Raw genomic sequence first — 26760 nt, 5'->3', positions numbered from 1 at the left:
TTATTTTTGTGTCTAATCCAATTGCGTACTATGAAGAAAAATATCCTTTTTGTTTCAATTTTATGTCTGTCATTGTCCTCCTATGCCCAGAAGCTAACAAGCTATGTCATCCAGTATAATCAAAGTTTTAATGGTAATACACCCGCCAATCAGAATGGGGTACTGGTCTATGCCAATGCAAATGAAACTTATGTGAGTTCGGAAAAAGATATACAGGGACAATTGTTGCCGCCTTACGAACACGTGCTGGTGGAGCGATCGTCTGGAAATACCTTGCTTAAGCTTGCGAAACTCAAAGATGGTTCCCTTATCCTGACAAGAGACTCTTTGGCACTCTCTAAACAGAAATTCAACCCGACTAAGGAAACTAAGACCATCTTGGGGTATCCCTGTAAGAAAGTGGAAACCAGTATCAATTCCAATAAGATTGAGCTATGGTATACGGATAAACTAGGGGTAAAAGGAGCTCCGACTGAGTTGGGGCAGGACCTTGGTTTAGTGCTGGAAGTAATTAGAAACGGCAATACAAGGACTTTCGCTACGAAAGTGGAGAAAGTCCATACAATCCCTGATCAATTGAAGTTAAAAGGAACCGAAAAGCGCTATGATGAACTTTCCTATAAAGACCTTATTTGGAAAAATCGTTTTATTCAGCTTCCAGTCTTTCAAAAAGAGCGCATTCGTTTTTCGGATGATGTCAAATCTGATTCAATTCTACGTTTTGCCAATGGCACAGTCATTGTCAAGAAGGTCAAAATACCGAAAATAAAACTTAGCGATAAAGTGTTTGTTCAACTTGTGGAGCAATCAAAAGGTGATGCGTATGACCGTACCGGATCTGTTTTTATTATCCCAGCCAATAAAGCACAGAGCTTTTTGGATGGGATGAAAAACGGCATGTCGACCTTGCCGAAGTATGAAAATGGTAATGGGAAAAGTTACCAAGGTGTGGTGAGGACTACCACTTTCGAACCTATCGTTGAATTGATGCGGTTTTTTACTCCATTTGGTGTTAAGCAGTTTAACTATCTTCAGTTAAAGGATAAGGTTTGGCAGGATTCGGTACTTTACAGGCAAGATGTGTCCGAACTCGCTGGGATGTTGAGTGAGCAGGAGGTATACGTAGGCGCTTTCATTGGCAATTATGATAAGAATGGTCATGAAGTTAGCGTTGAGCTCACAATTCACCCTGGTTTTGAAGCTGGATCGGAAGGGGAATTAAAAAAGACCATGTCCTTATTTACGACGACCAATGTGATGGAAATGGGGGGGCAGGAGTATGGATCCATGTTTGATCAGGATAAAGGGCTGACGCTCTCGTTTCATTTGGATCAGGACGCTAAAAATGTACAATTACGCTACATCACAACCGGTCATGGTGGTTGGGGAAATGGCGATGAATTTGTACCCAAAGAAAACCGTATTTTTCTAAACGATGCCTTACTGTTTAAATATACACCCTGGCGTAACGACTGCGGTTCTTACCGTTTATCCAATCCCGCTTCGGGTAATTTTGCAACTGGACTATCTTCGTCCGATTTAAGTCGCTCCAATTGGTGTCCGGGAACGGTTACACCTCCGATTTATATCGATCTGGGCGATTTAAAAGCTGGTGATTACAAATTGCAGGTTCAGATCCCACAAGGCGCTCCGGAAGGAACAAGTTTCAGCAGCTGGAACGTAACGGGAACCTTACTGTTCGATTAAATGGAATGATATAGGTGAGGTATTGATCGTATTGAAATCAATACCTCATACTTTTTTTTGGAGCGGAGTATTTGGCCTGTCCCTACGTATTATAGTGGATAAGCAGTTTCACTCTTTGTTTCCGATAATACAAAATAAGTCTGTACGGTATTGACCTGCGGGAGCACCGCCAGACGGTGTCTTAAAAAGATGTGATAAGCATCCATGTCTTTGGTAGCAATGCGTAACATGAAATCATAAGATCCAGCCATCTGATAGCATTCCATAACTTCGGGAAACTTCGCCACTTCTTTTTCAAATTCGTTCAAAACCTCAAATGTATGCGCTTTCAGGAATACCTGTGAAAACGAAATCAGTCCAATTCCGATTTTGTGCCGATCCAGGATCGCTACTGTTTTTTTGATATAACTCAGCCTTTTTAACTTTTTTACCCTTTCGTGCACTGCGGCGATTGACTTATTCAATTCGAAGGAGAGTTCCTTATTACTTAATGAAGCATCGTGCTGTAATAAGCGCAATAATTTTAGATCGGTATCATCCAATTCCATAATATGAATATTTTCGGTGTTGTTGCAAAATTACAATGTTATAATGAATAATTTATTGTTATCGGTTTATTTTTATTGAATTTTTATTGAAGTTATAGTTCTGTATTGAATAATATCTTGTTATTGCCCAATTTTGCAACAGAATAATCATTTATATAAAAATGGCTGAACAAGAATTACTAAGTGCATGTTTATCACCTGCATTGGACAAAAGATTTAAGCATTTGTGGAGATTGGTCGGTAACACGCCAATGTTGGAATTGCAGTATACCTACAAAGGTAAGCCAGGCCGGGTATTCGTAAAATGTGAGAATTATAATTTAACAGGTAGTATCAAAGATAGAATGGCTTTATATATCTTGTACAAAGCATATATGAATTGCCAAATTAGACCAACGGATGTTGTGATTGAAGCTACAAGTGGAAATACAGGAATTGCTTTTTCGGCAATTGGTAAAGCTTTGGGACATCAGGTAAAGATCATCATGCCAAATTGGTTGAGTAAAGAGCGTACCGATATTATCAGAAGCATGGGGGCCGATATTCAGCTGATCAGCAAAGAAGAAGGTGGTTTTTTAGGTAGCATTCGTTTGAGCGAAGAGCTTGCTGCCGCTGGTGGTGTTTTTCTTCCACGACAGTTTGAAAATCAATATAACGCTGAAGCACATGAGAAAACGACCGGTTATGAAATTGTGAAACAATTGGAAGAACAGGGTTTGATCGCTGACGCCTTTGTGGCAGGAGTGGGAACAGGTGGAACCGTCATGGGCGTAGGGCGCAGCTTGCGGAAGGTGAACCCAGCTGTGCGCGTACATCCCTTGGAGCCGGCGGAAAGTCCAACATTAACGACAGGACATAAAGTCGGTTCACACCGTATTCAGGGTATATCCGATGAATTTATTCCGGCGATTGTGAATTTGGATGAACTGGATCGTGTTGTTTGTGCCAACGATGGCGATTCGATCATTATGGCTCAGAAGCTGTCAAGGCAATTGGGGCTTGCCGTTGGAATTTCCTCGGGAGCCAATGTTATCGGAGCAATTAAGCTACAACAGGAGTTGGGGGACGGAGCAGTTGTCGTCACGCTACTATGTGATGACAATAAAAAATATTTAAGTACGGATTTGGTGAAAGATGAACCTGTTAAACCGGGCTATTTATCCAGCGATGTTGATTTTCTGGGTTTTCAACCGATTTGTAGGCTGCCAAATCCTGTATTTGGAGCATAGTAAGATTTAGTTTCATATGTTTATAGTGAACTCGGGGAGTGTATTGCTCCTCGGGTTTTATTTACACAAGAACAAATCTCAAAGCAAAATAAATTATGAAAAACACATGATATTCTGATGAAAACTAATTTTAAACTATTAACCCTTTTATTCCTGCTCATCTTTCCTCTTGCAATGTTTGCGCAGCAGGACAGTACGGTTAGCCCGGATGGTATCGAATTCACGGATGGTACAATCAGTCCGGATTCTTTATCTTTTGAAGAGTCACCTGACACGGTTACAGCTCAAATTGACTCCAATAAGACAACGGTGGCTGCTACAGCTGAAGCAGGTGGTTCGGCAGAAGGTGGAAAAAAGTCACTTTGGAGCATTTTTATCGCAGGCTTGGTCGGAGGCTTCGCAGCTTTATTGATGCCTTGTATATTTCCGATGCTTCCTTTAACCGTAAGCTTCTTCACCAAGCAGTCCGGTAGCCGCGCCAGTGGCATTAGCAAGGCTTTATTGTACGGATTATTCATCATTGTGATCTATGTCGCTTTGGGCATGATCATTACCATTGCATTCGGTTCTGATGCGCTGAATGCCCTTTCGACCAATGGCATTTTTAATTTTATTTTCTTTTTGCTGTTGGTGGTATTTGCGGCCTCATTCTTCGGTGCATTTGAAATTACTTTGCCAAGCTCTTTTGTGAATAAAATGGACGCCAAGTCGGATAAAGGTGGGCTTGTAGGTTTGTTTTTTATGGCATTTAGTTTATCGTTAGTGTCGTTTTCCTGTACCGGGCCGATTATCGGAACGCTTCTGGTGGAAGCAGCGTCAAAAGGTGAACGATTGGGGCCTGCCATAGGTATGTTGGGATTCTCTATTGCCTTGGCTATTCCATTTGGTTTATTCGCTATGTTCCCATCAATGCTTAAATCGCTGCCCAAATCAGGTGGCTGGTTGAACAGTGTAAAAGTGGTACTTGGTTTTTTGGAGCTGGCTTTGGCATTGAAATTTTTGTCAAATGTAGATTTGGCTTACCATTGGAACTGGTTGGACAGAGAAGTATTCCTCTCTTTATGGATCGCCGTATTTGGTTTGATGGGGCTTTATCTGATCGGTAAAATTAAATTTTCCCACGATAGCGATCTCAAATTTCTGTCTGTTCCGAGAACAATACTCGCTATTGTTGTTTTTTCCTTCGTGGTGTATATGATTCCCGGTTTATGGGGCGCTCCCTTAAAGTCTATTTCAGCCTTTTTGCCGCCATCGGCAACCCAGGATTTTGATTTATCCACTGGAGTTGGCAGTGGCACTGCTGCGCATACAGATGGAAAAGTCAAAAAATATGCTGAAATTTTTCACGAGCGTGGTACACCAAAAGGCTTTGATCCCTATTATGATTACGATCAGGCTTTAGCAACGGCGAAAGAGCTTAATAAACCTGTTTTGATTGATTTTACAGGCTGGAATTGTGTTAACTGCCGTAAAATGGAGGCAAACGTATGGACAGATCCTGCGGTAGCCAAGTTGTTGAAAGAAGAGTTTATCATGGCCGAGTTGTTTGTGGATGATAAAACTGAATTGCCGGTCAATGAGCAGATAGTTTCTGCATACAGCAATAAAAAAATAAAGACTATCGGAAACAAAAACAGCGATTTTCAAGCTTCCGCATTCAATAGTAATTCGCAGCCATTGTATGTGATTGTTGATCCGAACGGTCAGGTGCTGGTTCCTCAAAGTGGGGCAAATTACAATGTTGAAGAATACAAAGCATTTCTACAGAGCGGTGTAGATGCATTCAAAAAGAAAAACTAACCATCGTCATATTCTAATTTTATCCCCTTTGCTGTTTGCAATGGGGATTTTTTTTTGCGTAAAACCTAGTTTTTCGATCATGCAATGCTTCTTCATATCGTACTTTTTTAGGGAGTCATTCGTTTACCATCGAATTAGCTCCGCCAACGCTTCGGCACAGTGCCGTATCTACTTCGCCCTAAAGCCGGGGTGAGTCCGTATTGAGTCTATGATGAGTCCGTGTTGAGTCCGAGTCTCTGACGCATTTATCGGGTACTTATGACGTAATTACCACACTCATACCTGCTAGCGGGAGCGAACCTGTTCCGAATCAGATACAAATATGCCCCGAATTACTCCCCTAACTTGGAGTCAGCTAGGGTTAAAGATTTCGAAGTTTTTCGCCAAGCCGAACCGCAATCGGATAAACTGACAAAGAAAGATGGGCAAATATCATGGGATAAGGATCAAATGGCAGACGTTGTAAATAAGAAAAAAGGCCCTATCATTCTCTCAATTGACAGGGCCTCAAATTATAATATAAATTTACGGAAACTATTAGAAGTCAAATCTGACCCGTGCACGGATCCCCCAGGCTGGAGCATCCACATGGTCAAGGTAATTCAGACGTTTGACGTAGTCCACACGCAAAATTTTAAAGATGTTGGACAAACCGATACTGGCCTCCATATAAGGTTCAGAACCGAAGGTATATGAACTTTGGATATCTTCAGCATTGCGTTGCCATGCAAACACTTTAGAACCATAATTTGGGTCGTCTGGATCATTTTCTTTACGAAGACCACCATAGACACCTTTGAAACTAAATACCTCGCGTAACTTAAGCTTTTTGATCAATGGGATTTTATTCAACAGGAACCCATTCATGTAATACTGCACATTGATGGAAGCGTTGTGGTCACTGACAAATTCCAGAAAATTCATTAAGTTGTACGAGTTTAACTGGTACGCATAAGTCTGGTTTGCACGGTGGATTGTCAGGAAAGGAAATGGTATCTCTTTTCCAGCGATATAGTTTCCTTCCGCGGTTACATCAGCAAAACCAAATTGACTTAGGTAAAAACGCTTGAATGCGCCCACGTTGAAACTATGGTAATTATATTCCCCTTTTGCCAGACCTTTAATTCCTGCTGTATAATTGAATGTGAATATGGGGTATTGATTGAAGATCGGCGTACGATAGATTTTACCTTGGTAAAATTCTTCATGCGGAGCGTATCTAAAGTTGACCGACAATTCTGTTGTATTTAATTCGTTGAATAATTTGTTTTGTCCGTTTTCACCCAACATTTGATAGGTTAGGCTACCCGCCGGAGTTTGTTTGTTAATATTAAATCCAGCACCAATAGCCAGGTGGTTCAAGAATTCTTTTTTATATTCCAGCCCGTAGTTGGTTTCGTAGATATAACGGTCATTATCACCGCGTTTGAAGGATAATAAAAAGTTGTCTTCCTGAATAAACTCGAGCTTTTGTCCGGGAATTTTGGTATCCTTTTTATAGGAGGCTCTGATATAGTGCATAGGGAAGGAGTATACCGACTTGTTGTTAAAGGCATAAGTCCCACTGAAAAAGTACTTCCATTTCTGATCCTTGAACCCATAAGCCGCATAGCTCTCTGCATAGAAACGTTTGCTCAGTGATTCGGTTGTACGACCACCCACACGCAAGCGAAAGCCTTCAACAGGGTTGAAACTGTAAAATGTATTTACTGGACCAATTTCCACCGGACCGGCTTGTTTGTACCCCGAAAGAAGCAGGGCCGCAATATCCATGAAGGTTCTGAAAGAAGGAATTTTCTGTAGCGTATCTATATTGTGGTAGATATTCAGTTCATTCTGTGCCAAAGCCAAAGGGCGTTGTGTTTCAAATAAGGACTTTGTCGCTTTTTTATTCTCGACATTGTAAGCTATTACCGTTGATGGGCCATCGTAAATGCTGTCGGGTTGTTGCACACCGACTTTATAGTTGTTGTAATTGACCGTTCGGCTTCCGCGGATACCCATTCCTTTTTCAGTTAATGAAAAATCAATTCCCAATGTACTTGTCTTTAGGTAGAATCTGCTCTTATTGTCTTTTTCGAATTTGAGCTGAACCTGAAGGTCGCGTACAAAATTTAGGTTGATATCATCCGCAACAGTCATGTTCGCCCCTTGAACGGCGTAATTGCCATCCAGTGTAACATATAGTTGCCCTTTAAACAACATATCTGCTTTATTGCGGGGAACGAAGCTCAATTCGACCAGCCAAGGCTGAGAAGTTTTGATGGTATCGGTAATGAAAAACTTATAAAATGTAGGTGCAGAATTCGCAATCGGACTCAAAAACTGGTTGGTTACCAATGAAATGTTGTTGTCATAAATATCAACTTGTTCGTAGAGTTTATTAAAATAGGCTGCCAGACCATCATTATCTATAAATTTAGGGTCAAACTGCGCGCGTTGATCCCCCAAAATATATTGTTTGGTTTTGCTCGGATCTTTACGGTAGTACACTTTGGACATTTTCTCTTCGATAAAAGCCGGCAAAACATATTTATTGGCGGTTTTAGCCGAATCATCGGTTTCGAAAAGAAACTGATAGTTCTTAAAGATTTTTTTGTTGACGAATTTTTCTGAAAGATTGCTCAATCCCAAAGACATCTTTTCGTATTGATCAAATTCAGCATATTGTTGTCCCGACAGTCGGTTTTTATCTTTATTTTCAATGACCTTACGTATTAGGGCAACGGCAGGATTGTCTTTGTTGCTGTATTTTTTCTTTTTGGCTTTGACAACAACTTCCTCCAGCATATTGTCCTGTGCATCCATCAGGATTTCCTTAGTCTGTATAGCATCGTTGGTAACGAAAGCATCCTTATTGTCATAGCCAACATAGCTGGCTCTGATTTTGACATAAGATGTCGGGAAAACCAGCTTAAACTCACCATTTGCATTGGTCGATGTTGAGGTTCCTGCAGCAGCAGGAGCGCCAACGACCGCAACGGTGGCGTAAGCAATGGGGGTCTTTGTCTTTGCATCTTTGACCGTACCCGTAACCGTTTTGGTCTGTGCGAATACAAGAGATGCTGATAGCAAGAATGTTATCGAGAGAAAGAGTTTATTTATGAAGGTCTGTGCGTTTATTTTAGCTTCCATTATATTGCTATAATCTTGAAAATTCAAAATTGTTTTCTTGTTTTTACTTTATTTCTGACTTTATAAGTATTAAAATCAAAAAATCAGTGAACAAAGGAAACAAAAAATTAAGAATAATTAAAATCTTATTGTAATGTAATAAAAGAAACCTAGTTCCTTCTTTTAAGGTTTAAATAGTTGTTTTTTAGTGGTTTGTATTAAATAATTGATTTAGATCAATTATTTAACCTCCACATTTTGACTTCACGATGATTTTCCAGTCCACTATTTATTGACTTTTGTAACGATATAGTCAATATTGCTAAAAATCGGATGGGATTTGAAAAGAGATTTCCTGTCTGGAGCCTGGGTGAATAAATTTAATAAAAGCAGCATGCAGATGTAATCTATTGGCTTTTCTGCCATATAGATCATCACCGAAGATAGGAGTATTCAGTCCCTCTGGGTGAACAGCGTGCATACGGAGTTGATGTGTCCGGCCTGTTAATGGGTAGAATCGAACTCGTGTTTTACCATTTTCGACAGCAATTCTTTCCCATTTGGTCTGAGCTGGCTTTCCATGGGTATAACACACCATTTGCCGGGGTCTGTCATCCAAATCCACACGAAGGGGCAGATCAATCAGCCCACATTCCTGTTCAATAACACCGTCGAGTAAAGCAATGTACTCCTTCGTTATGGTATGTTGTATAAATTGATCCTGTATGAATTGATGCGCCATCTTGTTTTTGGCTACAACCAAAAGTCCCGACGTGGACATGTCCAGACGGTGGATAATAATCGGGCCGGCATTTGGATAGCGTTTGAGAACACGATTATAGACGGAATCTTTCACATATATACCGGGAACGGATAAAAACTCTGCGGGCTTGTTGAAGACAATAATATCTTCATCCTCATAGATCTGGGGGAGTTCCGTTTGCAATGTTGTTTCCTGTTGCATGGGATTCGGGTCGACTGTAAGTCCCTGAAGCATGTATCCCAGAATAGGTTCACATTTTTTACGGCAGGCCGGATAATAATTTTTATGTCTGCGGATTTCGGAAGCAGGCGAACAGCCCCACCAAAACTCGGCCAATGCTATGGGGGTAAGGTTGTGGCTGTAGGCATATTGCAACAATTTCGGCGCAGCACATTCTCCGGCGCCTGCAGGGGGGGTACTTTGGTCAAAATCCTGAAAAATGGCAATCACATTCTTTGGCTGACCTTCAGCATTCAAAAAATTATATTGTTCAAAAAGTTGTCTTTGCAGATTGCCTGATCGGATCTTGCGCTCCTCTTTCATTGTCAAAATATCGGAAAGCAATTGTTGGAGCTTAAGGTTCTCCGATTCCAGGGCCAGATGCATGTTATATTGATAGCGCTGAAGTTCTTGTTTATCCTTTAAGCTTTGGCTGCGCATATCTTCCATCAGCGTTTCATACGCTTCGTCTGACAGGATAGGGCGCAATCTAGTTCGGGTTTCCTTACGTTCTTTTTTCTGATTTCTGAGTTTTGTTTTGAGCAGGTCAAGCGTTGTGTCCCATTGGTCTTTTAGTCTATTGAGATTGCTTTTTGTTTGTGCCAGTTCCTCGCTGTTTTCAAGAAGTTCAATTTTTCTGTTAAGCGCATTTAAGTGTACTTCTTCATTTAAAAAGAAGCCATCCCTTTCAAGCATGTCAAATATAGGGGGGACAAAGTGTCTGTGTTTGTTGCTGCCGGCAAGCTTGCCTGATACAGCAGCAAGATATCCGAGGCGATGCTGCTGATCGCGGACAACCAATATACCGAACATCTTGCCGATGGCATGACCGTCATTATTTTCTTCAAGACCAAAGTTATGTGTCCACTCGTTTTGTATCTCAAGGTAGGCCTGGAGTTCTTGCGCAGCAATAATGGCTAGCGGATGCGGCTCATAGCAAAATGGAAAAGTGAATCGCAACGGGAGTTCGATACCCGAAATATCTTCCTTGAATGCATGAAAATAAGCGTTGTTGTCTAAAGTACTCACAGTCTTCCTTTAATGATAGTTTGCTCGCAAAAATACGGTTATTATGCGATTGAAATGACATTTTAACACCGCTTTTTTTTGTTTTCCCTGCTTTTTTTGGTAAATTTAACTAAGCGATTAAAAGCTATAGTTAACAAATAAACACGATATGAAAACTTCAATTGGAATTAAAGATGCAGACTTAAAAAAAGTTGCGAAATTGCTCAATGTCTTATTGGCTGATGAGCATATTATCTACATGAAAACACGCAATGCGCATTGGAATGTCGAGGGAGCTGATTTTCATGCTGCTCATTTATTTTTGGAATCCCAATACGATGAGCTGGCCGAAGTTATTGATGAAGTTGCGGAACGTATTCGTACCTTGGGCCATTATGCCGTGGGTTCATTTGATAAATATCTGAAATTAACACGTTTGACAGAATCCACATCGGAAAAGACCGATAGCCAGTCTTATTACAAAGAGTTGTTAACAGATCATGAGTCTATTGCGATGTCGATTCGTGCTGATATTGCAGTTGTCGAAGGTACGGCGGATAATGGTACGGAGGATTTTTTGGTCGGCTTATTGGAAAAACATGAAAAAATGGCCTGGATGCTCCGTGCCCATTTTATAAAATAGTAAAGACAGACTCATTTCATACAAACAATCCTGCCCATTTGAGTTGGCAGGATTTTTTTTGTATGATTTGTTGTCGGCGCGGGATAATTTTTCTATCTTAAAGAGGAATTAAGCCTTCAGAAACATTTAATATAATACAGCTATGCTTGAAGACGACAACCTAAATCAAACCACACTAAACGAGGAAGAAAATGATGGTACTTTGGAGAGTATGCATCATGTGAACAATCCGGTATTGGATCTGCCCAAAATTGAAAAGAAATACCTCGAAAATGTTGTATCCCACAACCAAAACGATAAATCATACTATTTTTCCGATGGTAAGGCAAAAGTGGAGATTAAGATCGTAACTGATGAGATTGTTCGTGTTCGATTGGCGCCACAAGGAACGTTTTTAGAAGACTTTTCCTATGCGCTGGCAAAGAAAGATCATCGCGTCAGCATCCATCAGTGTAAAGAGGAAGAAGATCACTATAGTGTGCATACGAACACGATTTCCTGCCGGATCAATAAAGAAGATTTTTTGATTTCTTTCTCGGATCGGGCCGGAAAATTGTTTAATGCGGATCAGGCACCTATGCATTGGGAGGAAAATCCGGATTTCGGCGGATATTACGTCTATAGTACAAAGGTAGCTTTTGAAAACGAAGCATTTTATGGGCTAGGCGACAAGGCAACCAAACTTAACCTTCGCGGAAAGCGATTAAAAAACTGGAATTCGGATACTTATGCATTTGCTTACGATCAGGATCCTTTGTACAAAACGATCCCTTTTTACATCGGGTTGAAAGATGGGGAAGCCTACGGCATTTTCTTTGATAATACCTTTAAAACCTATTTTGACTTTGCCGCTGAAGATCAGGGTAAGACCAGTTTCTGGTCTGAGGGTGGTGAATTGCAATATTATTATATTCATGGCCCCCATATTATTGATGTAATCCGAAGGTATCATACCTTAACCGGTACACATTATTTGCCACCATTATGGGCTATTGGGTACCACCAGTGCCGATGGAGTTATTACCCGGAAGCGAATGTACGCAAGGTGGCCGAAGAATTCCGTAAAAGACAGATCCCATGTGACGCCATATACCTGGACATTGACTATATGGATGGGTACCGCTGTTTTACCTGGAATAAGCAATATTTCCCAAATCCGAAGAAAATGATTGCCGATCTTGCCAATGAGGGCTTTAAGACGGTGGTTATGATTGATCCGGGAATTAAGGTTGACGAAAATTACTGGGTATTTAGAGAAGGAAAGGAGAATAGATATTTCTGTCGAAGGGGCGATGATTATTTTATGGAGGGATTTGTTTGGCCCGGACGCTGTCAATTTCCTGACTTTACGAATCCTGAAGTTCGTCAATGGTGGGGAACTTTATACCAGGGACTAGTGGAGGACGGAGTTGCGGGCTTTTGGAACGATATGAATGAACCAGCAGTTTTTGGTCGAGGGACATTTCCGGATGATGTCAGACATCAATATGATGGCCATCGCGGGTCACATCGAAAAGCACATAATGTCTACGGCATGCAGATGGTGCGTGCGACCTACGACGGCCTGAAGAAACTGTATAAGAATAAAAGGCCATTTACCATTACACGAGCGGCTTATGCAGGCACACAACGTTATTCCTCGGTATGGACAGGAGATAACTTAGCCAGCTGGGAGCATCTCAAACTGGGGACTTTACAGTTGCAACGCTTGTCGACCTCAGGAATGTCTTTCTGTGGAACCGACATTGGCGGATTTACAGGGGAACCGGATGGTGAGCTTTTTACGCGATGGATGCAATTTGGCGTTTTTTCACCATTTATGCGTGTGCATTCCGCAGGTGATACCCGTGACCGCGAGCCCTGGAGCTTTGGTGAAGATTGGGAAAAAATAAATAAAAAATTTATTGAGCTGCGCTATCAGCTTTTGCCGTATATCTACACCTGTTTTTGGGAACAGACCAAATATGGCTATCCGATCTTACGTCCTATTTCAATGGTTGAGCAACATATTCCGACCAATTGGCAGCGGGAAGAGGAGTTCTGTTTTGGCGATAAAATATTGGTGTCGCCAGTGTTGCAGCCCGGCCAGAAAAGCAAGATTGTCTACCTTCCTGCGGGAGATTGGTTCTATTATTTTAGTAACGCGGTATATGTGGGCGGCAAGGAACATACCATTGCAACACCTTTGGATGAAATGCCACTATTTATTCGTGGTGGATCAGTTATTCCGGAATATCCCGTCATGCAGTATACCGGAGAAAAGAAAGTGGAGGAACTGCAATTGAATATCTATTTTTCGGAGGGGGTGCATCGTTCTTACGTGTATTCCGATCATGGTGATACCTTCGCGTATGAGCAGGATATTTATCTGGAGAAATGCTTTACGGTGTCCGGATTAAAAGATTCCCTGTCAATCAAACAGACCCGCGATGGATTATTTACGGAGCGGTACGAAGAATATAAATTGCAATTGATCGGGTTGCCGTTTAGGGTAAAAAAAGTAAAAACAGATGGAATAGACACAAAAGTACAACAAGATGAACAGGGGCGATATTGGATTAATGTCGCACGTGAATTTGATAACATATTGATCGAGGGTTAAACATGGCCAATCAAGTAATACCGCATAGTCTTTTTTCGGAATTTGATGTCGCACTGTTCCAGGCGGGCAGGCATTTCAAACTGTATGAAAAATTTGGTTCGCATGAACTGGAAGTAGAGGGTGAAAGAGGCGTTTATTTTGCGGTTTGGGCCCCAAATGCAAAATCCGTTTCCGTAACGGGAAACTTCAATTTTTGGGACAAGGGGAGTCATCCGTTAAATGTCCGTTGGGATACCAGTGGCATCTGGGAAGGATTCATTCCCGGAATAGCCAATGGTGAAACCTATAAATATTGTGTTCAGACTTCATCGGGAGAGGAACTGGAAAAAGGTGATCCATTTGCATTCAGGTGGGAGGTAGCCCCTAAGACGGCTTCCATTGTTCATTCGACTTGGTATGAATGGAATGATGGCAACTGGATGAAGGAGCGTATCGTAAAGAATAGACTGGATCAACCTTGGTCGGTCTACGAGCTGCATTTGGGGTCATGGGCAAGGGATCCGGAGAGCTCGGATACACTATTAAATTACCGCGAGATCGCCGTGCAATTGGTGACTTATGTTAAGGAAATGAATTTTACACATGTAGAATTTATGCCGCTGATGGAGCACCCCTATTATCCTTCCTGGGGTTATCAGATTACTGGTTATTTTGCAGCAAGTTCGCGGTATGGCTCCGCTCAGGATCTGATGTTCTTGATTGATGAATTACATGCTGCGGGTATTGGCGTGCTACTGGATTGGGTGCCTTCACATTTTCCGGGGGATGCCCACGGACTTTTTCGTTTTGATGGTACGAGTCTCTATGAGCATGAAGACCCGCGGAAAGGTTTTCATCCAGACTGGCAGTCCTATATTTTTAATTATGGACGCAATGAAGTGCGTTCATTCCTGATCAGCAATGCTTTCTATTGGCTGGATCGCTTTCACATCGATGGGCTTCGTGTCGATGCTGTGGCTTCGATGTTATACCTAGACTATAGCCGAAATGCGGGTGAATGGATTCCGAATGAGTTTGGTGGTAATGAAAACCTCGAAGCTGTACAATTTCTGAAAGAATTTAACGAGGCTGTGTATGCTCATTTTCCAGATGTGCAGACGATCGCTGAAGAATCTACATCCTGGCCGGGAGTGAGTAGGCCGACCTATGCCGGAGGCTTGGGTTTTGGGATGAAATGGATGATGGGGTGGATGCACGATACCCTGGATTATTTTAAGGAAGACCCGATCAATAGAAAGTACCATCATGATCGCATCACTTTTGCTACAGTATATGCATTTCATGAGAATTTCATGCTTCCTTTGTCTCACGATGAAGTTGTCTACGGAAAACAGCCTCTTATTTATAAAATGCCCGGTGATGAGTGGCAAAAATTTGCCAATTTGAGGGCTTTATACCTGTTTATGTACACTTTTTCGGGAACTAAACTGCTGTTTATGGGGGGCGAGTTCGGCCAAACGTCTGAATGGAACGTGAATCAATCGCTCGATTGGCATCTGCTGGAATTTATGCCGCATCAGGGAATGAAAAAATTTGTGGCAGACTTAAATGCGACGTATCGGCAGCAGCCCAGTCTCTTTCAAAGAGCTTTTGATTCATCTGGATTTGAATGGATAGATGCCGGCGACCGGGAAAATTCGGTTTTGGTCTATTGGCGTAAAGCTTTTGACTCCTGGAATGATACGGTGATCGTAATCAACCTGACGCCTGTTGTCCGTGAAGATTTTCGAATAGGTCTGCCTTATGCTGGTGAATGGGAAGTGGTATTAAGTTCGGACGATCTTCATTATTTCGGTTCAGGAATCTGTAGTCAACATGTTGCAAGTGAACAACTGCATTGGATGAACCGGGCGCAGTCTGCTCAGGTAGATCTTCCACCGCTTGGTGGTTATATCCTCAAACGTAAGAAGGATCGAGAAGAAACCGCTCCCGTGAAGTCTGCGGAACGCGTTCCTGTTTAGGGTGATGTGTCCATGACCGGAGAGGGGCGGTGAAAGTAAATTTTAATAGGATAAGTTCCATCTGCGCGATGGAGGAAAAATATGTACAGATGAAAGTATTTCATTTAAGTGTCGAATGTTACCCAATTGCCAAGGTTGGTGGTCTTGCGGATGTCGTTGGTGCACTGCCCAAGTATCAAACTAAACTTGGCGTGGAAGCGGCGGTGATCATGCCTTGGTATGATCGCCCATTTGTTAGGGAGCATTCCTTTGATGTAATTCAAGAGGGAGCTTTTTATCAAGGGTCTGAATTATTGAACTATTCTGTTTTTAAAGAAAAAGAAAACACACTTGGTTTTGAACTCTATTTAATAAAAATACCGGGTAAACTGGATCGTCAGGAGGTCTACTGTTATCCGGATGAAGGAGAGCAGTTTATAGCTTTTCAGCATGCGGTATTAAACTGGTTTAAAGCGAAGGCAATAATACCGGATATTGTGCATTGCCATGATCATCATGTTGGCTTGATGCCTTTTCTGATGAAGTATAGCAATGAATATAATTTCCTTTCCGGAGTGATGACTGTTGCGACAGTACACAACGGTCAATACCAGGGCTGGACACATTGGAGCAAGGCAATTCTATTACCCGGATTCGACAGCTGGAAATGGGGGCTTTTGGATTGGGATGGTCTGATCAATCCACTTGCCGCATTGATTAAGTGCTGTGACGCCTATACGACCGTTTCGGAGGGGTATCTTGAAGAACTCTACGTGGAGGCAAATGGTCTCCAGCATCTGTTTTATGACGAGCGTCACAAGTCCGTCGGTATCGTCAATGGAATTGATTGGGATATCTGGAGTCCGGATAAAGACTATACCTTGATTGAAAATTACGATCTTGCTTCAGTCTTTGCAGGTAAACTTAAAAATAAGCAGGCACTTGCGCAACAATATAAAATTGATCCGAAGCTCCCTTTGCTCGTGTTTATAGGGCGTTTTGCGACCGAAAAAGGCGCTGATCTGTTGCCGGATATAATTTTGGATTTGACGGAAAATTTTTCGGGCAGATTGAGTATATTTATATTGGGTGCCGGGGATCCGGCAATTCAGTCACGGGTAAAAATGCTCGTGGATGAAAAGATAGAAAATTTGGATGTGTTCTTTGGTTATGATGAAAATCTTGCGCACTGGCTTTATGCAAGCGCAGACTTTCTTTTGATGCCTTCACGGGTTGAACCCTGTGGGCTCAATCAGCTTTATGCCATGAAGTATGGTACTTTGCCGATTGTACACCGTGTGGGTGGTCTGAAAGATACGGTCATTGATTTGGAAAACAATGGGTACGGCGTTGGTTTTGAGTCGCTTGAGGTGGCTGAAATCAGAAAGGCGGTTATCCGGGCGGTCGAATACTATGAAAATAGGATTGAATTTGAGGACAACCAGCACAAAATAATGAGTTTGGATTTTTCCTGGGATAAATCCGCAGCAAAATACATAAGTCTATATAACCAATTAATTTAATTTGATATGTCACATCACAATGTAGTAGCTATCGTTCTGGGCGGGGGAAGGGGCTCGCGTCTATATCCTTTGACCGATCAACGGTCTAAACCAGCTGTTCCTATTGCAGGAAAATATCGCTTGGTTGATATCCCCATCTCGAATTGTCTCAATTCGGGATTCAATAAGATTTTTGTGTTGACACAATTCAATTCGTCCTCATTGAATTCGCATATTAAGAATACGTACAACTTTAGTATTTTTAGTAAGGGTTTTGTCGACATTTTAGCGGCTGAACAAACTAATGATGGTGACAAATGGTTTGAAGGTACAGCAGATGCCGTGCGCAGATCTTTCAAGAAGCTGGCAAGCATAGATTACGATTACGTCTTAATTTTGTCAGGGGATCAGCTTTATCAGATGGATTTTGATGCACTTGTGGATTTCCACGTACAGAATGAAGGCGATTTGACAATTGCGACCATTCCTGTCAACGGCAAAGACGCAACAGGATTTGGAATTCTTAAATCGGATGAGCACAACCACATTACCTCGTTTATAGAGAAACCCAATCGGGAACAGCTGGCGGACTGGAGTTCAGAAGTGAGCGATCATTTGAAGTCGGAGGGAAGGGAGTACCTCGCATCTATGGGTATATATGTGTTTAGTAAAGGTGTACTAAAACGTCTGCTGGAAGAAAACAGTGGGATGGATTTTGGAAAAGAGATTATCCCGGATGCGATTGAAAATATAAAAGTGCTCAGTTATCAATATGAGGGCTATTGGACAGATATCGGAACGATCGGCTCATTTTATGAAGCCAATATCGGGCTGACCGATAATATTCCGGCCTTTAACCTGTTTGATAAAAATACGGTTTTTACGCGACCACGCATGTTGCCACCATCTAAGATTTCGGGGACAACCTTGATCAACTCCGTTATTTCCGATGGATGTATTATTCATGCCGATAAGATCGACCGTTCTGTGATCGGTGTGCGTTCGCGTATCGGTATCGGTTCGGTGGTACGCGGGACCTATATGATGGGATCAGACTATTACGAGGACTTTTCAGATATGGACGAAGCCAAAAGAAAAAATATGCCTATTGTAGGAGTGGGAGAACGTTGCTATATCGAAAATGCGATTCTGGATAAGAACTGTCGCATTGGAAATGATGTTCGCATCAATGGCGGTCCTCATTTATTGGATGCTAACCACCAGACTTACACGGTTTGTGATGGCATCGTGGTCATCAAGAAAAATGCCGTTATCCCGAGTGGTACCACTATCGGGCTGACAACAGTATAAATTTATTTAAACAAGGGAGATAATATATTGTTATAATTGCGTGTTATTGTAATAAAAAAATGCAGTTAAAACAGATTATCTCCCTTCTTTTTGTGTTGATCGTACTGGCCGCCTGTGATACTTCCCTAATGGTGCAGAGTACAGGCGTTTTGCGGGATGCATCGCGGAAATTTGAACTCCATAACGGCGATCGCCGTATCATTTATATTCCGATGCGGCATTTAGGGACTCGCGTATATTATGATCAGATACAGACTGCTGTAGATTCTCTTCAAAAATCAGGATATGTCGTTTTTTATGAAAGTATCGCTTATCAGGTGGATAGCGCAGCTCAACGCGACCTTTATGACCGCAAGTTTAGAAAATTGACCGGTAATCGCCTCGGACTGCAGCAATGTATTGAAACTCCCGGAGATACTTCCCGCGTATTGAGAGCTCCATTGTACCGCAAACTGGGACAGCGTATTATCAGCCAGCCGGATTATTCTTTTTTTCTGGTCAACTATGAAACTGCTGTCAATGCTGACATTCCTAAAAATAAATTACTGGATGATTTTGAATACCGTTATGGTACCATACAGCTGGATGCCTGCGACTACAATACCCCACTAAATGCACCTTATAGCTGCAAACCGATAAAAACAGCGCTCAAAAATAAGTTTGACAAAGAATTTGTTATGCAGCAAAGAGAAGAAAATCTGGCCTCCCTGGTGGCTGATGCCCCTCAGCAGAAAATTTTAATCTTATTTGGTACATCTCATTTTAAAGGCTTTTTGCGTAATTTGCAAGCCAGAGACCCACGTTGGATAAAGATAAAATAATATGTTGGAAAAGATTTTTATTATACTGCTCATACCAGTAGTGATTTATGTTGTCTATTACCTGTTGAACCGTACTTCTAAAAATAATAAGGCAATTAAACGTGTTTTGAGTGATGAGGGGAAAAATATACTGGAACAGGAGGTTGCCTACTATCGTCATCTTTCAGTTGTCGATAAACAGGAGTTTGAAACGCGCTGTCTGGCATTTTTGGATACGGTCAAGATTGAAGGTGTGGGAGTAACCCTGGAACTGAAAGATTATATGCTCATTGCTGCGAGCGCCGTTATTCCGATATTTGCCTTTAAGAAATGGACTTATCCAAACCTGACCAATATTATGGTTTACCCATCACACTTTAATGCAGATTACCAATTCGAAGGACATGCAAACCGGAATATTATGGGAATGGTAGGTGAGGGTGCTATGAATGGACAGATGATTTTATCCAAATCGGCATTGGAATATGGTTTTGAAAATCCAAATGACGGACAGAATACCGCGATCCACGAATTTGTGCATCTCATTGACAAAACAGATGGTACAGTAGACGGCGTTCCGACTTATTTATTGGATAAGGCTGCCATAATTCCTTTTATGAATTTAATACGGGAAGAAATTAACAAGATCAAAGAACATACATCCGATATTGACACTTACGGCATGACTAATCCCGGAGAGTTTTTTGCTGTCGCATCCGAATACTTTTTTGAAAATCCAACGAAATTTCAAAAAAAACATCCAGAACTCTATACTGCACTTTCTAGAATTTTTGAGCAAAGTTAAGTGGAGATAAATAAAATTTTAGTATTTTTAAAGCAAACAGAAAATGTTTGCTTTTTTTGTTAATTACAACTGTTATGCCTAAAACTACTATTTATTCTACTATTGCATTCGCATGTCTATTATTTTGCGGCAATAATCAAGGTTTTTCTCAGGGGCGTTATGCTGTGGGGACGACCTTTACTGAAATGGCGGACCCGTCAAGGGATACGCTTTCTGATTGGTCAAATGTTAAACCTGGTGTGCACGCATCGTTTGTGTCGATCGATAAACGTTTTCCAAAATCTTTAAATCCCAACATCGCTATCCAGCCCAATAACAGGGTGGATGCCTGGAAAGGGGAGCAGGTATCTGCGCAGATACTCCTGTGGACTAGTTCAGCAGCCTCTGATGTTGTTGTTTCGACAGGTGATTTAAAATCAACTACTGGCAAATCTATTTCGGCTGAAGCCGTACAAGCACGATTTGTTCGCTATGTGATGACAGATGAATTTGCGGAGGGATGTGGTTATCGTAAACCTGAGGACTTTAAGGCCGCACTTTCTGCAGATATGTTGGATGATCTCAAAAGCTATAATCTCGAAGCAAAGCGCGTCCGTCCGGTATGGATTACTGTAAAAGTACCTGCTGGAGCAGCGGCAGGTCAATATAAGACAGTCATTGCTGTTAAACAAAAAGGTAAGGTGATACAAAATTTGGATCTGACTGTTAATGTTCAAGATCAGGTATTACCACCAGCTTCACAATGGTCATTCCATTTGGATCAGTGGCAACATCCATCATCCGTAGCACGTGTCAACAATGTTAAGATGTGGAGTGATGAGCATTTTGAAGCCTTAAAGCCAACAATGAAGCAGCTGGCTGCTGCAGGGCAGAAGGTCATTACGGCGACGTTAAATAAGGATGCCTGGAATGTACAGACTTATGATCCCTATGCGGATATGATTACCTGGAAGAAAGCAAAAGACGGATCCTGGAGTTATAACTATGCGGTATTTGACAGGTGGGTGCAATTTATGATGGACCTGGGAATTAACAAACAGATCAATTGCTATTCATTATTGCCATGGAATAATGAAGTACATTATTTTGATGAAGCAAAAAATGAACTGGTCAATGTTGTCGCAAAACCCGGAACGCCAGTATTTGAGGAGCTATGGACACCTTTCTTAAAGGATTTTAGTAAACATGTCAGCGCCAAAGGTTGGTTGAAAATTACCAATATCGCGATGGATGAGCGGGCACAGGAGCAGATGGATCCAGCAGTAGAACTTTTGGAACGTGTTGTACCTGAATTTGGAATTGCTTTTGCAGACAATCATAAAAGTTATAAGCGTTATCAAAAAAGTACCGATATCAGTGTTGCTGTAGGCGATCCTTTCGATCAAAATGATTTAATTGAAAGACGTAAAAAAGGGTATATCACTACATTCTATGTTTGCTGTTCAGATGAGTTTCCAAATCAATTTACATTTTCTGATCCGGCAGAATCGACCTATATGGGGTGGTACGCACTCGCTGCGGGATTTGATGGCGCGTTACGTTGGGCCTTTAATTCCTGGGTAGCCAATCCGCTGCAGGATTCACGATTCCGTACATGGCCGGCGGGGGATACTTATATTGTTTATCCGCAAGGTCGTAGCTCGATTCGTTATGAGCGTATGTTGGAAGGTATTCAGGATTTTACCAAAGTGAATATACTGAAAGAAAAGTTGGAAAAATCTAACGATCAAACGAATTTGGCAAAACTGAATGCAAAAATTGCCAAACTAAAAAAATCTAGACGTTATGCTGCCTGGAATGATGACCTCAATGATGCTAAAGCATTTGTAACCGAATTATCCAATAAGATCAAGTAATCAAACTTTCATAGCGTTGAATAAACAGGCTGCTCCTCGATACGATGGGAGCAGCCTGTTTTTTTTAGGCAGCGTCTTTCTTGCAAAACGTGGCCTGCAATCGTCATCTCTGTTCTGAAAACTACGGATCGATCGGTATGTACTTTCTTCAATAATAGAATACCCAAAACCATTGTTTCGCAATATTGTTGTTATAAAGAAGCGATAGCGTAATCAACACATCGTCGTGATATCAAAATCTTAAATCATCATATGGGTATGAAAAATGTAGCACACCAGATCGTTGGTATTTTAAAAGATGCGGGAATCAAACGTATTTATGCCGTGACGGGAGATAGTTTGAATTTTTTTAATGAGGCTGTTCATGAGGATGGAACCATGCAATGGATACATGTTAGGCATGAGGAGGTCGGTGCATTTGCTGCGACCGCCGAAGCGGATCTGCACGGGATTGCCTGCTGTGCTGGAAGTAGTGGGCCAGGCCATGTTCACCTGATCAATGGTGTTTACGAGGCGCATAAGACACGTGTTCCGATGTTGGTAATTGCTTCGACCTGTGCCACCTATGAGTTTGGTACAGACTATTTCCAAGAAACCAATCCGATTAAATTGTTTGACGACTGTTCTTGTTATAATCAGATGATTACCCGTCCGGAACAGGTACAGCGTATGGTTCAAAACGCATTACAGCAAGCGATTTCCAAACGCGATGTTGCTGTCATCGGCTTACCGGGGGATGTTTCTGAAATGGAAGCCGTTCATATGAATACTTCTTCAAAAGTGTTTTTTACACAGCCACAGGTGAGACCCTCTGATCTGGAAATTGGTCGTTTGGCACAATATATCAATCAGGCAGAAAAAGTGACCTTATTCTGTGGTGTTGGTGCTAAGAATGCGCGGCAACAGATTGTTCAGCTCTCCCAGAAAATTCATGCACCGGTAGGCTATTCGTTTAAGGCTAAATTGGATATTCAACGGGACAATCCCAATGAAATCGGTATGACAGGACTTTTGGGAACTGCCTCGGCCTTTCAGAGTATGCACCATTCCGATCTAATCCTGTTATTGGGAACAGATTTTCCCTATAAGGATTTTATACCTACTAATAAAACGATTGTTCAGATAGATATCGAAGGGGAGAAACTCGGCCGACGGTCGATCGTGGATTATGGCCTGGTCGGTGATATTGAGCATACGCTGAAAGCTGTCCTACCATTTGTGGAGGCAAGAAGCGATTCAGGTTTTCTTGAAAAACAATTGGCAGCTTACGAGAAAGTAAAAGAGGATTTAATGATCTATGTGGATGATTCGGGTAGTGAATGTGCTATTCAACCGGAGTTTGTGGCCCATACGATTGACCAAAAGGCGAGCGACGACGCTATTTTTTTGGTGGATACAGGCATGTCCTGTGTATGGGGAGCACGCTATATCAATCAGCGGCGGGATCGTAAGATGCTTGGATCATTTAATCACGGATCCATGGCGAATGCCATGCCGATGGCAATTGGTGCAGCATTGACACATCCTGAAAGACAGATTATAGCTTTCTGCGGTGATGGAGGTCTTTCGATGCTGCTCGGGGACTTGGCTACAATAAAACAGTATAATCTGCCAATAAAACTGATCGTATTTAATAACCGTTCGCTTGGGATGGTCAAGCTAGAGATGCAGGTGGCCGGTTTGAAGGATCAGGAAACGAATATGGTCAATCCGGATTTCGCCATGGTCGCACAGGCGATGGGAATCCGCGCATTTACCGTGACTCAACCAGAAGCGGTCGATGGTGTACTCAGTGAAGCGTTTCGCATAATGGATGAACCTGTGCTTATTGATATCTATACCAGTCCAAATGCCTTGGCCATGCCTCCTAAAATTTCCTTTAGCCAAATGAAGGGAATGACCGAAAGTATGGCGAAATTGATGCTGTCAGGCAACTTTGAAGAAGTCTGGGATACCATCAAATCAAACTATAAGCACTTGAAATCGCTCTGATAATGCTGAACAACACGCTTAATCCATCATAAAAAAGCCTCTCCAATATAAAATATAGTTGGGGAGGCTTTCTTTTTCAAGAAAAAATGTTCGGACTATTAATTTAATGAATTAAATATCAACACTGGCGCTGAACGAACCAAAGGCTTTTCAATAACTCTTCTTTACAGCGTCGAAGCTTTTCTATTTTCGATTCCGAAGAAATAGAAACGTTCTCTTTAACAATAATAGCCAAATCTGTTTCAATGGATAATTTAGCGAGGGATGTACACCCACTATCAAATTTCTTAAAGCTTACATCTTTCATACTAATATTGGTTAAGAATTCCTGAATTTTATAGTGTACAATTTACTAATAAAAATTAGCTTTACAATACGCTAGGGATAATTTTATTGTTACTAAATTGTTTATTTTTAATCTTTTATCGCATTATAACTTATAAACAATATTGGTGTGATTTTTGTTTTCTTAATTCCAAAATATTAAATGTTAGTTATTTAAAACAATATACTGTTTTGATTGCTATTTATATCAATAAACGAAGGTAGAGGATATAAGCTGTTCGGCAGTATCGATCAGGGTGTGAACAGACTTTCCCCAACGCGTATTCATCAGCTTTAGCTGCATATTTTAAAAGAAATTATTCACATGAAAATAATCAATTTTGGATTGTCATTACTGGTTTTTGCCGCTGCCTGTCAGCAAACCGGAAAAAAGCAAAGTGACCCTGTACAAATGGGGTCAGATATCACAAGTGCTACAGCAGTAGTTGCTGAAAATGGGACTTATCAATACCTCAAAAACGGAGATACAATTTCGTTAACAATCGCTATTGATGGCGATAAGGTACATGGCGATCTCAATTATATCTGGAAAGAGAAAGATCGAAATATAGGGCATATAGATGGTGTTCTTAAAGACAGCATTTTATTGGCGGACTATACCTTTTCCTCCGAGGGACAGCAATCCATCCGTCAGGTAGCTTTCAAATTTGGTAAAAACCGCGTCGTTGAAGGATATGGTGCAATGGAAGATAAAGGCGGTAAGATGTCATTTGTTGCTCCGGACAAATTGGTATATGATCAGAAATTTGTTTTAGAAAAGCTGGGACAATGAGTTCATTGACAGGAGCTTTGGGGTGAATATGATCAGTCCGATCAGCAAGGCCATTAGACTGCTTAGCAGAACTGCTGCCGCGGCAATGTCCTTGATTTTTTTGATGCTGGGATTTTTTTCCCGGCAGATAAAATCAGCGAGGTGTTCGATGGTGGTATTAAGCAATTCACAAACGAGAACAAAACCGATGGAAAGAATAATGGCCAGCCATTCATAACGGCTGATTCGGAGCAGACAGGAAAGTATAATTACTAAAATTGCTACAACGAGGTGTATCCTGAAATTATGTTCTTCTTGCCCAACAATTTTTAATCCGTTGAGGGCGTGACTAAAACTTCGGATTCTATCTTTCCATGAAAAATTGCCCCTGGCCATATCGTTCTTAAATTTTATGTAAATATAATCTTTCCCTTTGTTTTGCACTGTCTTAATTTATGTTTGCTGCTGAAGTTGGTCTAATTTGCGTAACTTTTGCTAATAGCTCACTTTACCGATCTGTAATTGTTTTGCCGAGGGATATCCATTGTGTTTTGAGCTGGATTTGAATCATTTTGGTAAGCAATTTTTCCCAATGATTTTATTAGCAATACGTTTTATTTTTGAGTAAATTGCCTTATGATCTACAATTTTGATGAAATAATCGACCGTAGGGGCACCGATTCCGTAAAATGGAACCAGCTGGACTATGTTGATTTAATCCCGCTTTGGGTTGCTGATATGGATTTTTCTGTTTCAAGGCAGGTTATAGAGGCGCTGACGGAACGTGTCCAACATGGCGTTTATGGCTATGCGAAAGTTCCGGATGCTTTTTATGAAGCGGTATCAGACTGGTCTAAACGTAAACATGGTTTTCCATTGCAGCGCGAATGGATACTTCCGGTTTTGGGTGTTGTGCCGGCCCTGTCGGCAATTGTTGCCGCATTGACCGAAACTGGAGACAAAGTGCTCATCCAGGAACCCGTGTATCACTGTTTTTTTTCATCCATCGAACGCAATGGCTGTGAGGTAGTTTCTAATGACCTCCGGTACCTAGATGGACAATATACGATAGACTTCGAAGACTTCGAAGTTAAAGCGAGCGATCCAAAGGTAAAACTTTTTATCCTCTGCAGTCCACACAATCCGGCGGGTAGGGTGTGGACCAAGGGGGAGCTTGAACGCCTTGGTGAAATCTGCCTAAAGCATGATGTTCTTGTTGTCTCGGATGAAATCCATTGCGACCTGGTTTTTGAAGGAAATCAGCATATTCCTTTCGGAACGATCAATTCGGACTTTCTTGCGAATACAATAACCTGCATTGCGCCAAGTAAAACCTTTAATCTGGCAGGGTTACAAGTTGCCACTGTCATTGTAGCAGATCCGCTGCTGAACAAGAAGGTGCAGCATGCCTTTCTGGTCAATGAGATTGCGAGCATAAGTCCGTTCGCGATCACGGGGCTAATTGCTGCTTATCAACATGGCGAGGACTGGTTGCAGCAAGCGCTGGTCTATATCCATCATAACTATCGTTATTTGAAAAATTTTGTGGCTGAGCATCTGCCGGCGTTGAAAGTTGTTCCGTTGGAGGGTACTTATTTGGTCTGGATAGACTGTTCGGCTTTGAAAATCCCTAGCCGAAAGCTGGGACAGATGTTACTGGAGGATGCTCACTTACAGGTAAATGTTGGTGCCATGTACGGTAAAGGCAGTGATTTTTTTATCCGTCTGAATATTGCCTGTGCCAGACCCATTTTACTGGAAGGATTAAACAGATTGAAACGGGTACTGCTGAATCTGGCAGGAGAATAACGTGCCATTGAACTTA

General features: G+C 41.6%; 18 protein-coding genes. 14 read left to right on the top strand and 4 right to left on the bottom strand.

Features of this window, described 5'->3' with window-relative positions; genetic code table 11:
• The first annotated feature begins 30 nt into the window (after positions 1–30).
• Complete coding sequence (locus D7322_RS09435) at positions 31–1707, top strand: PNGase F N-terminal domain-containing protein (RefSeq protein ID WP_121123578.1); 1677 nt, start codon at positions 31–33, stop codon at positions 1705–1707.
• An 89-nt stretch (positions 1708–1796) separates the two neighbouring features.
• Here D7322_RS09435 and D7322_RS09430 read toward each other — a convergent pair whose 3' ends face one another.
• Positions 1797–2258 (bottom strand): Lrp/AsnC family transcriptional regulator, encoded by a 462-nt coding sequence (locus tag D7322_RS09430; RefSeq protein WP_121123576.1) that lies wholly within the window; start codon positions 2256–2258, stop codon positions 1797–1799.
• Between the two features lie 158 nt (positions 2259–2416).
• Here D7322_RS09430 and D7322_RS09425 point away from each other — a divergent pair, with 158 nt between their 5' ends.
• Both D7322_RS09425 and D7322_RS09420 read left to right on the top strand, forming a co-directional pair.
• A complete protein-coding gene (locus tag D7322_RS09425; RefSeq protein ID WP_121123574.1) occupies positions 2417–3484 on the top strand; it encodes a PLP-dependent cysteine synthase family protein in 1068 nt (355 codons plus the stop codon).
• Positions 3485–3601: 117 nt separating this feature from the next.
• The gene (locus D7322_RS09420) at positions 3602–5284 is read left to right on the top strand and encodes a protein-disulfide reductase DsbD family protein (protein ID WP_121123572.1); all 1683 of its coding nucleotides are present in this window, start codon (positions 3602–3604) and stop codon (positions 5282–5284) included.
• 537 nt (positions 5285–5821) lie between these two features.
• On the opposite strand, the gene D7322_RS09415 is transcribed toward D7322_RS09420, so the two are convergent.
• Positions 5822–8419 (bottom strand): DUF5686 family protein, encoded by a 2598-nt coding sequence (locus D7322_RS09415; RefSeq protein WP_121123570.1) that lies wholly within the window; start codon positions 8417–8419, stop codon positions 5822–5824.
• Positions 8420–8720: 301 nt separating this feature from the next.
• On the bottom strand, positions 8721–10409 hold the full coding sequence (locus D7322_RS09410; protein ID WP_121123568.1) for an RluA family pseudouridine synthase: 1689 nt from the start codon (positions 10407–10409) through the stop codon (positions 8721–8723).
• Positions 10410–10557: 148 nt separating this feature from the next.
• Here D7322_RS09410 and D7322_RS09405 point away from each other — a divergent pair, with 148 nt between their 5' ends.
• The 10 genes from D7322_RS09405 (at position 10558) to D7322_RS09360 (ending at position 24956) form a co-directional block, all read left to right on the top strand.
• A complete protein-coding gene (locus tag D7322_RS09405; protein WP_121123566.1) occupies positions 10558–11031 on the top strand; it encodes a Dps family protein in 474 nt (157 codons plus the stop codon).
• Between the two features lie 142 nt (positions 11032–11173).
• Positions 11174–13633 (top strand): glycoside hydrolase family 31 protein, encoded by a 2460-nt coding sequence (locus D7322_RS09400; protein WP_121123564.1) that lies wholly within the window; start codon positions 11174–11176, stop codon positions 13631–13633.
• Between the two features lie 2 nt (positions 13634–13635).
• Positions 13636–15594 carry a 1,4-alpha-glucan branching protein GlgB gene (gene glgB, locus D7322_RS09395; RefSeq protein ID WP_121123562.1) on the top strand — a complete coding sequence of 653 codons (1959 nt, stop codon included), beginning with the start codon at positions 13636–13638 and terminating at the stop codon, positions 15592–15594.
• An 89-nt stretch (positions 15595–15683) separates the two neighbouring features.
• On the top strand, positions 15684–17096 hold the full coding sequence (locus D7322_RS09390) for a glycogen synthase (protein ID WP_121124079.1): 1413 nt from the start codon (positions 15684–15686) through the stop codon (positions 17094–17096).
• A gap of 6 nt (positions 17097–17102) precedes the next feature.
• On the top strand, positions 17103–18386 hold the full coding sequence (locus D7322_RS09385; RefSeq protein WP_121123560.1) for a glucose-1-phosphate adenylyltransferase: 1284 nt from the start codon (positions 17103–17105) through the stop codon (positions 18384–18386).
• 59 nt (positions 18387–18445) lie between these two features.
• Entirely contained in the window at positions 18446–19207 is a 762-nt protein-coding gene (locus tag D7322_RS09380) for a hypothetical protein (RefSeq protein WP_121123558.1), read from the top strand.
• Between the two features lies 1 nt (position 19208).
• On the top strand, positions 19209–19991 hold the full coding sequence (locus D7322_RS09375) for a M90 family metallopeptidase (protein ID WP_121123556.1): 783 nt from the start codon (positions 19209–19211) through the stop codon (positions 19989–19991).
• 74 nt (positions 19992–20065) lie between these two features.
• Positions 20066–21847 carry a DUF4091 domain-containing protein gene (locus D7322_RS09370; RefSeq protein WP_121123554.1) on the top strand — a complete coding sequence of 594 codons (1782 nt, stop codon included), beginning with the start codon at positions 20066–20068 and terminating at the stop codon, positions 21845–21847.
• Positions 21848–22105: 258 nt separating this feature from the next.
• Positions 22106–23839, top strand: a complete 1734-nt coding sequence (locus tag D7322_RS09365; protein ID WP_245971301.1) for a thiamine pyrophosphate-dependent enzyme — start codon at positions 22106–22108, stop codon at positions 23837–23839.
• A gap of 649 nt (positions 23840–24488) precedes the next feature.
• Positions 24489–24956: a hypothetical protein gene (locus tag D7322_RS09360; RefSeq protein WP_121123550.1), complete on the top strand. Its 468-nt coding sequence runs from the start codon at positions 24489–24491 to the stop codon at positions 24954–24956.
• Here D7322_RS09360 and D7322_RS09355 read toward each other — a convergent pair.
• Positions 24936–25379: a diacylglycerol kinase family protein gene (locus D7322_RS09355; protein ID WP_245971300.1), complete on the bottom strand. Its 444-nt coding sequence runs from the start codon at positions 25377–25379 to the stop codon at positions 24936–24938. The two genes, D7322_RS09360 and D7322_RS09355, sit on opposite strands and share 21 nt — an antisense overlap.
• Before the next feature lie 192 nt (positions 25380–25571).
• On the opposite strand from D7322_RS09355, the gene D7322_RS09350 reads away from it, so the two are divergent.
• Positions 25572–26744, top strand: a complete 1173-nt coding sequence (locus tag D7322_RS09350; RefSeq protein WP_121123548.1) for a MalY/PatB family protein — start codon at positions 25572–25574, stop codon at positions 26742–26744.
• Positions 26745–26760 lie beyond the last annotated feature (16 nt).

Origin of the sequence: Sphingobacterium puteale, from assembly GCF_003627955.1 — a bacterium.
Lineage (GTDB): Bacteria > Bacteroidota > Bacteroidia > Sphingobacteriales > Sphingobacteriaceae > Sphingobacterium > Sphingobacterium puteale.
This window is presented reverse-complemented; position numbering and strand designations above follow the sequence as displayed.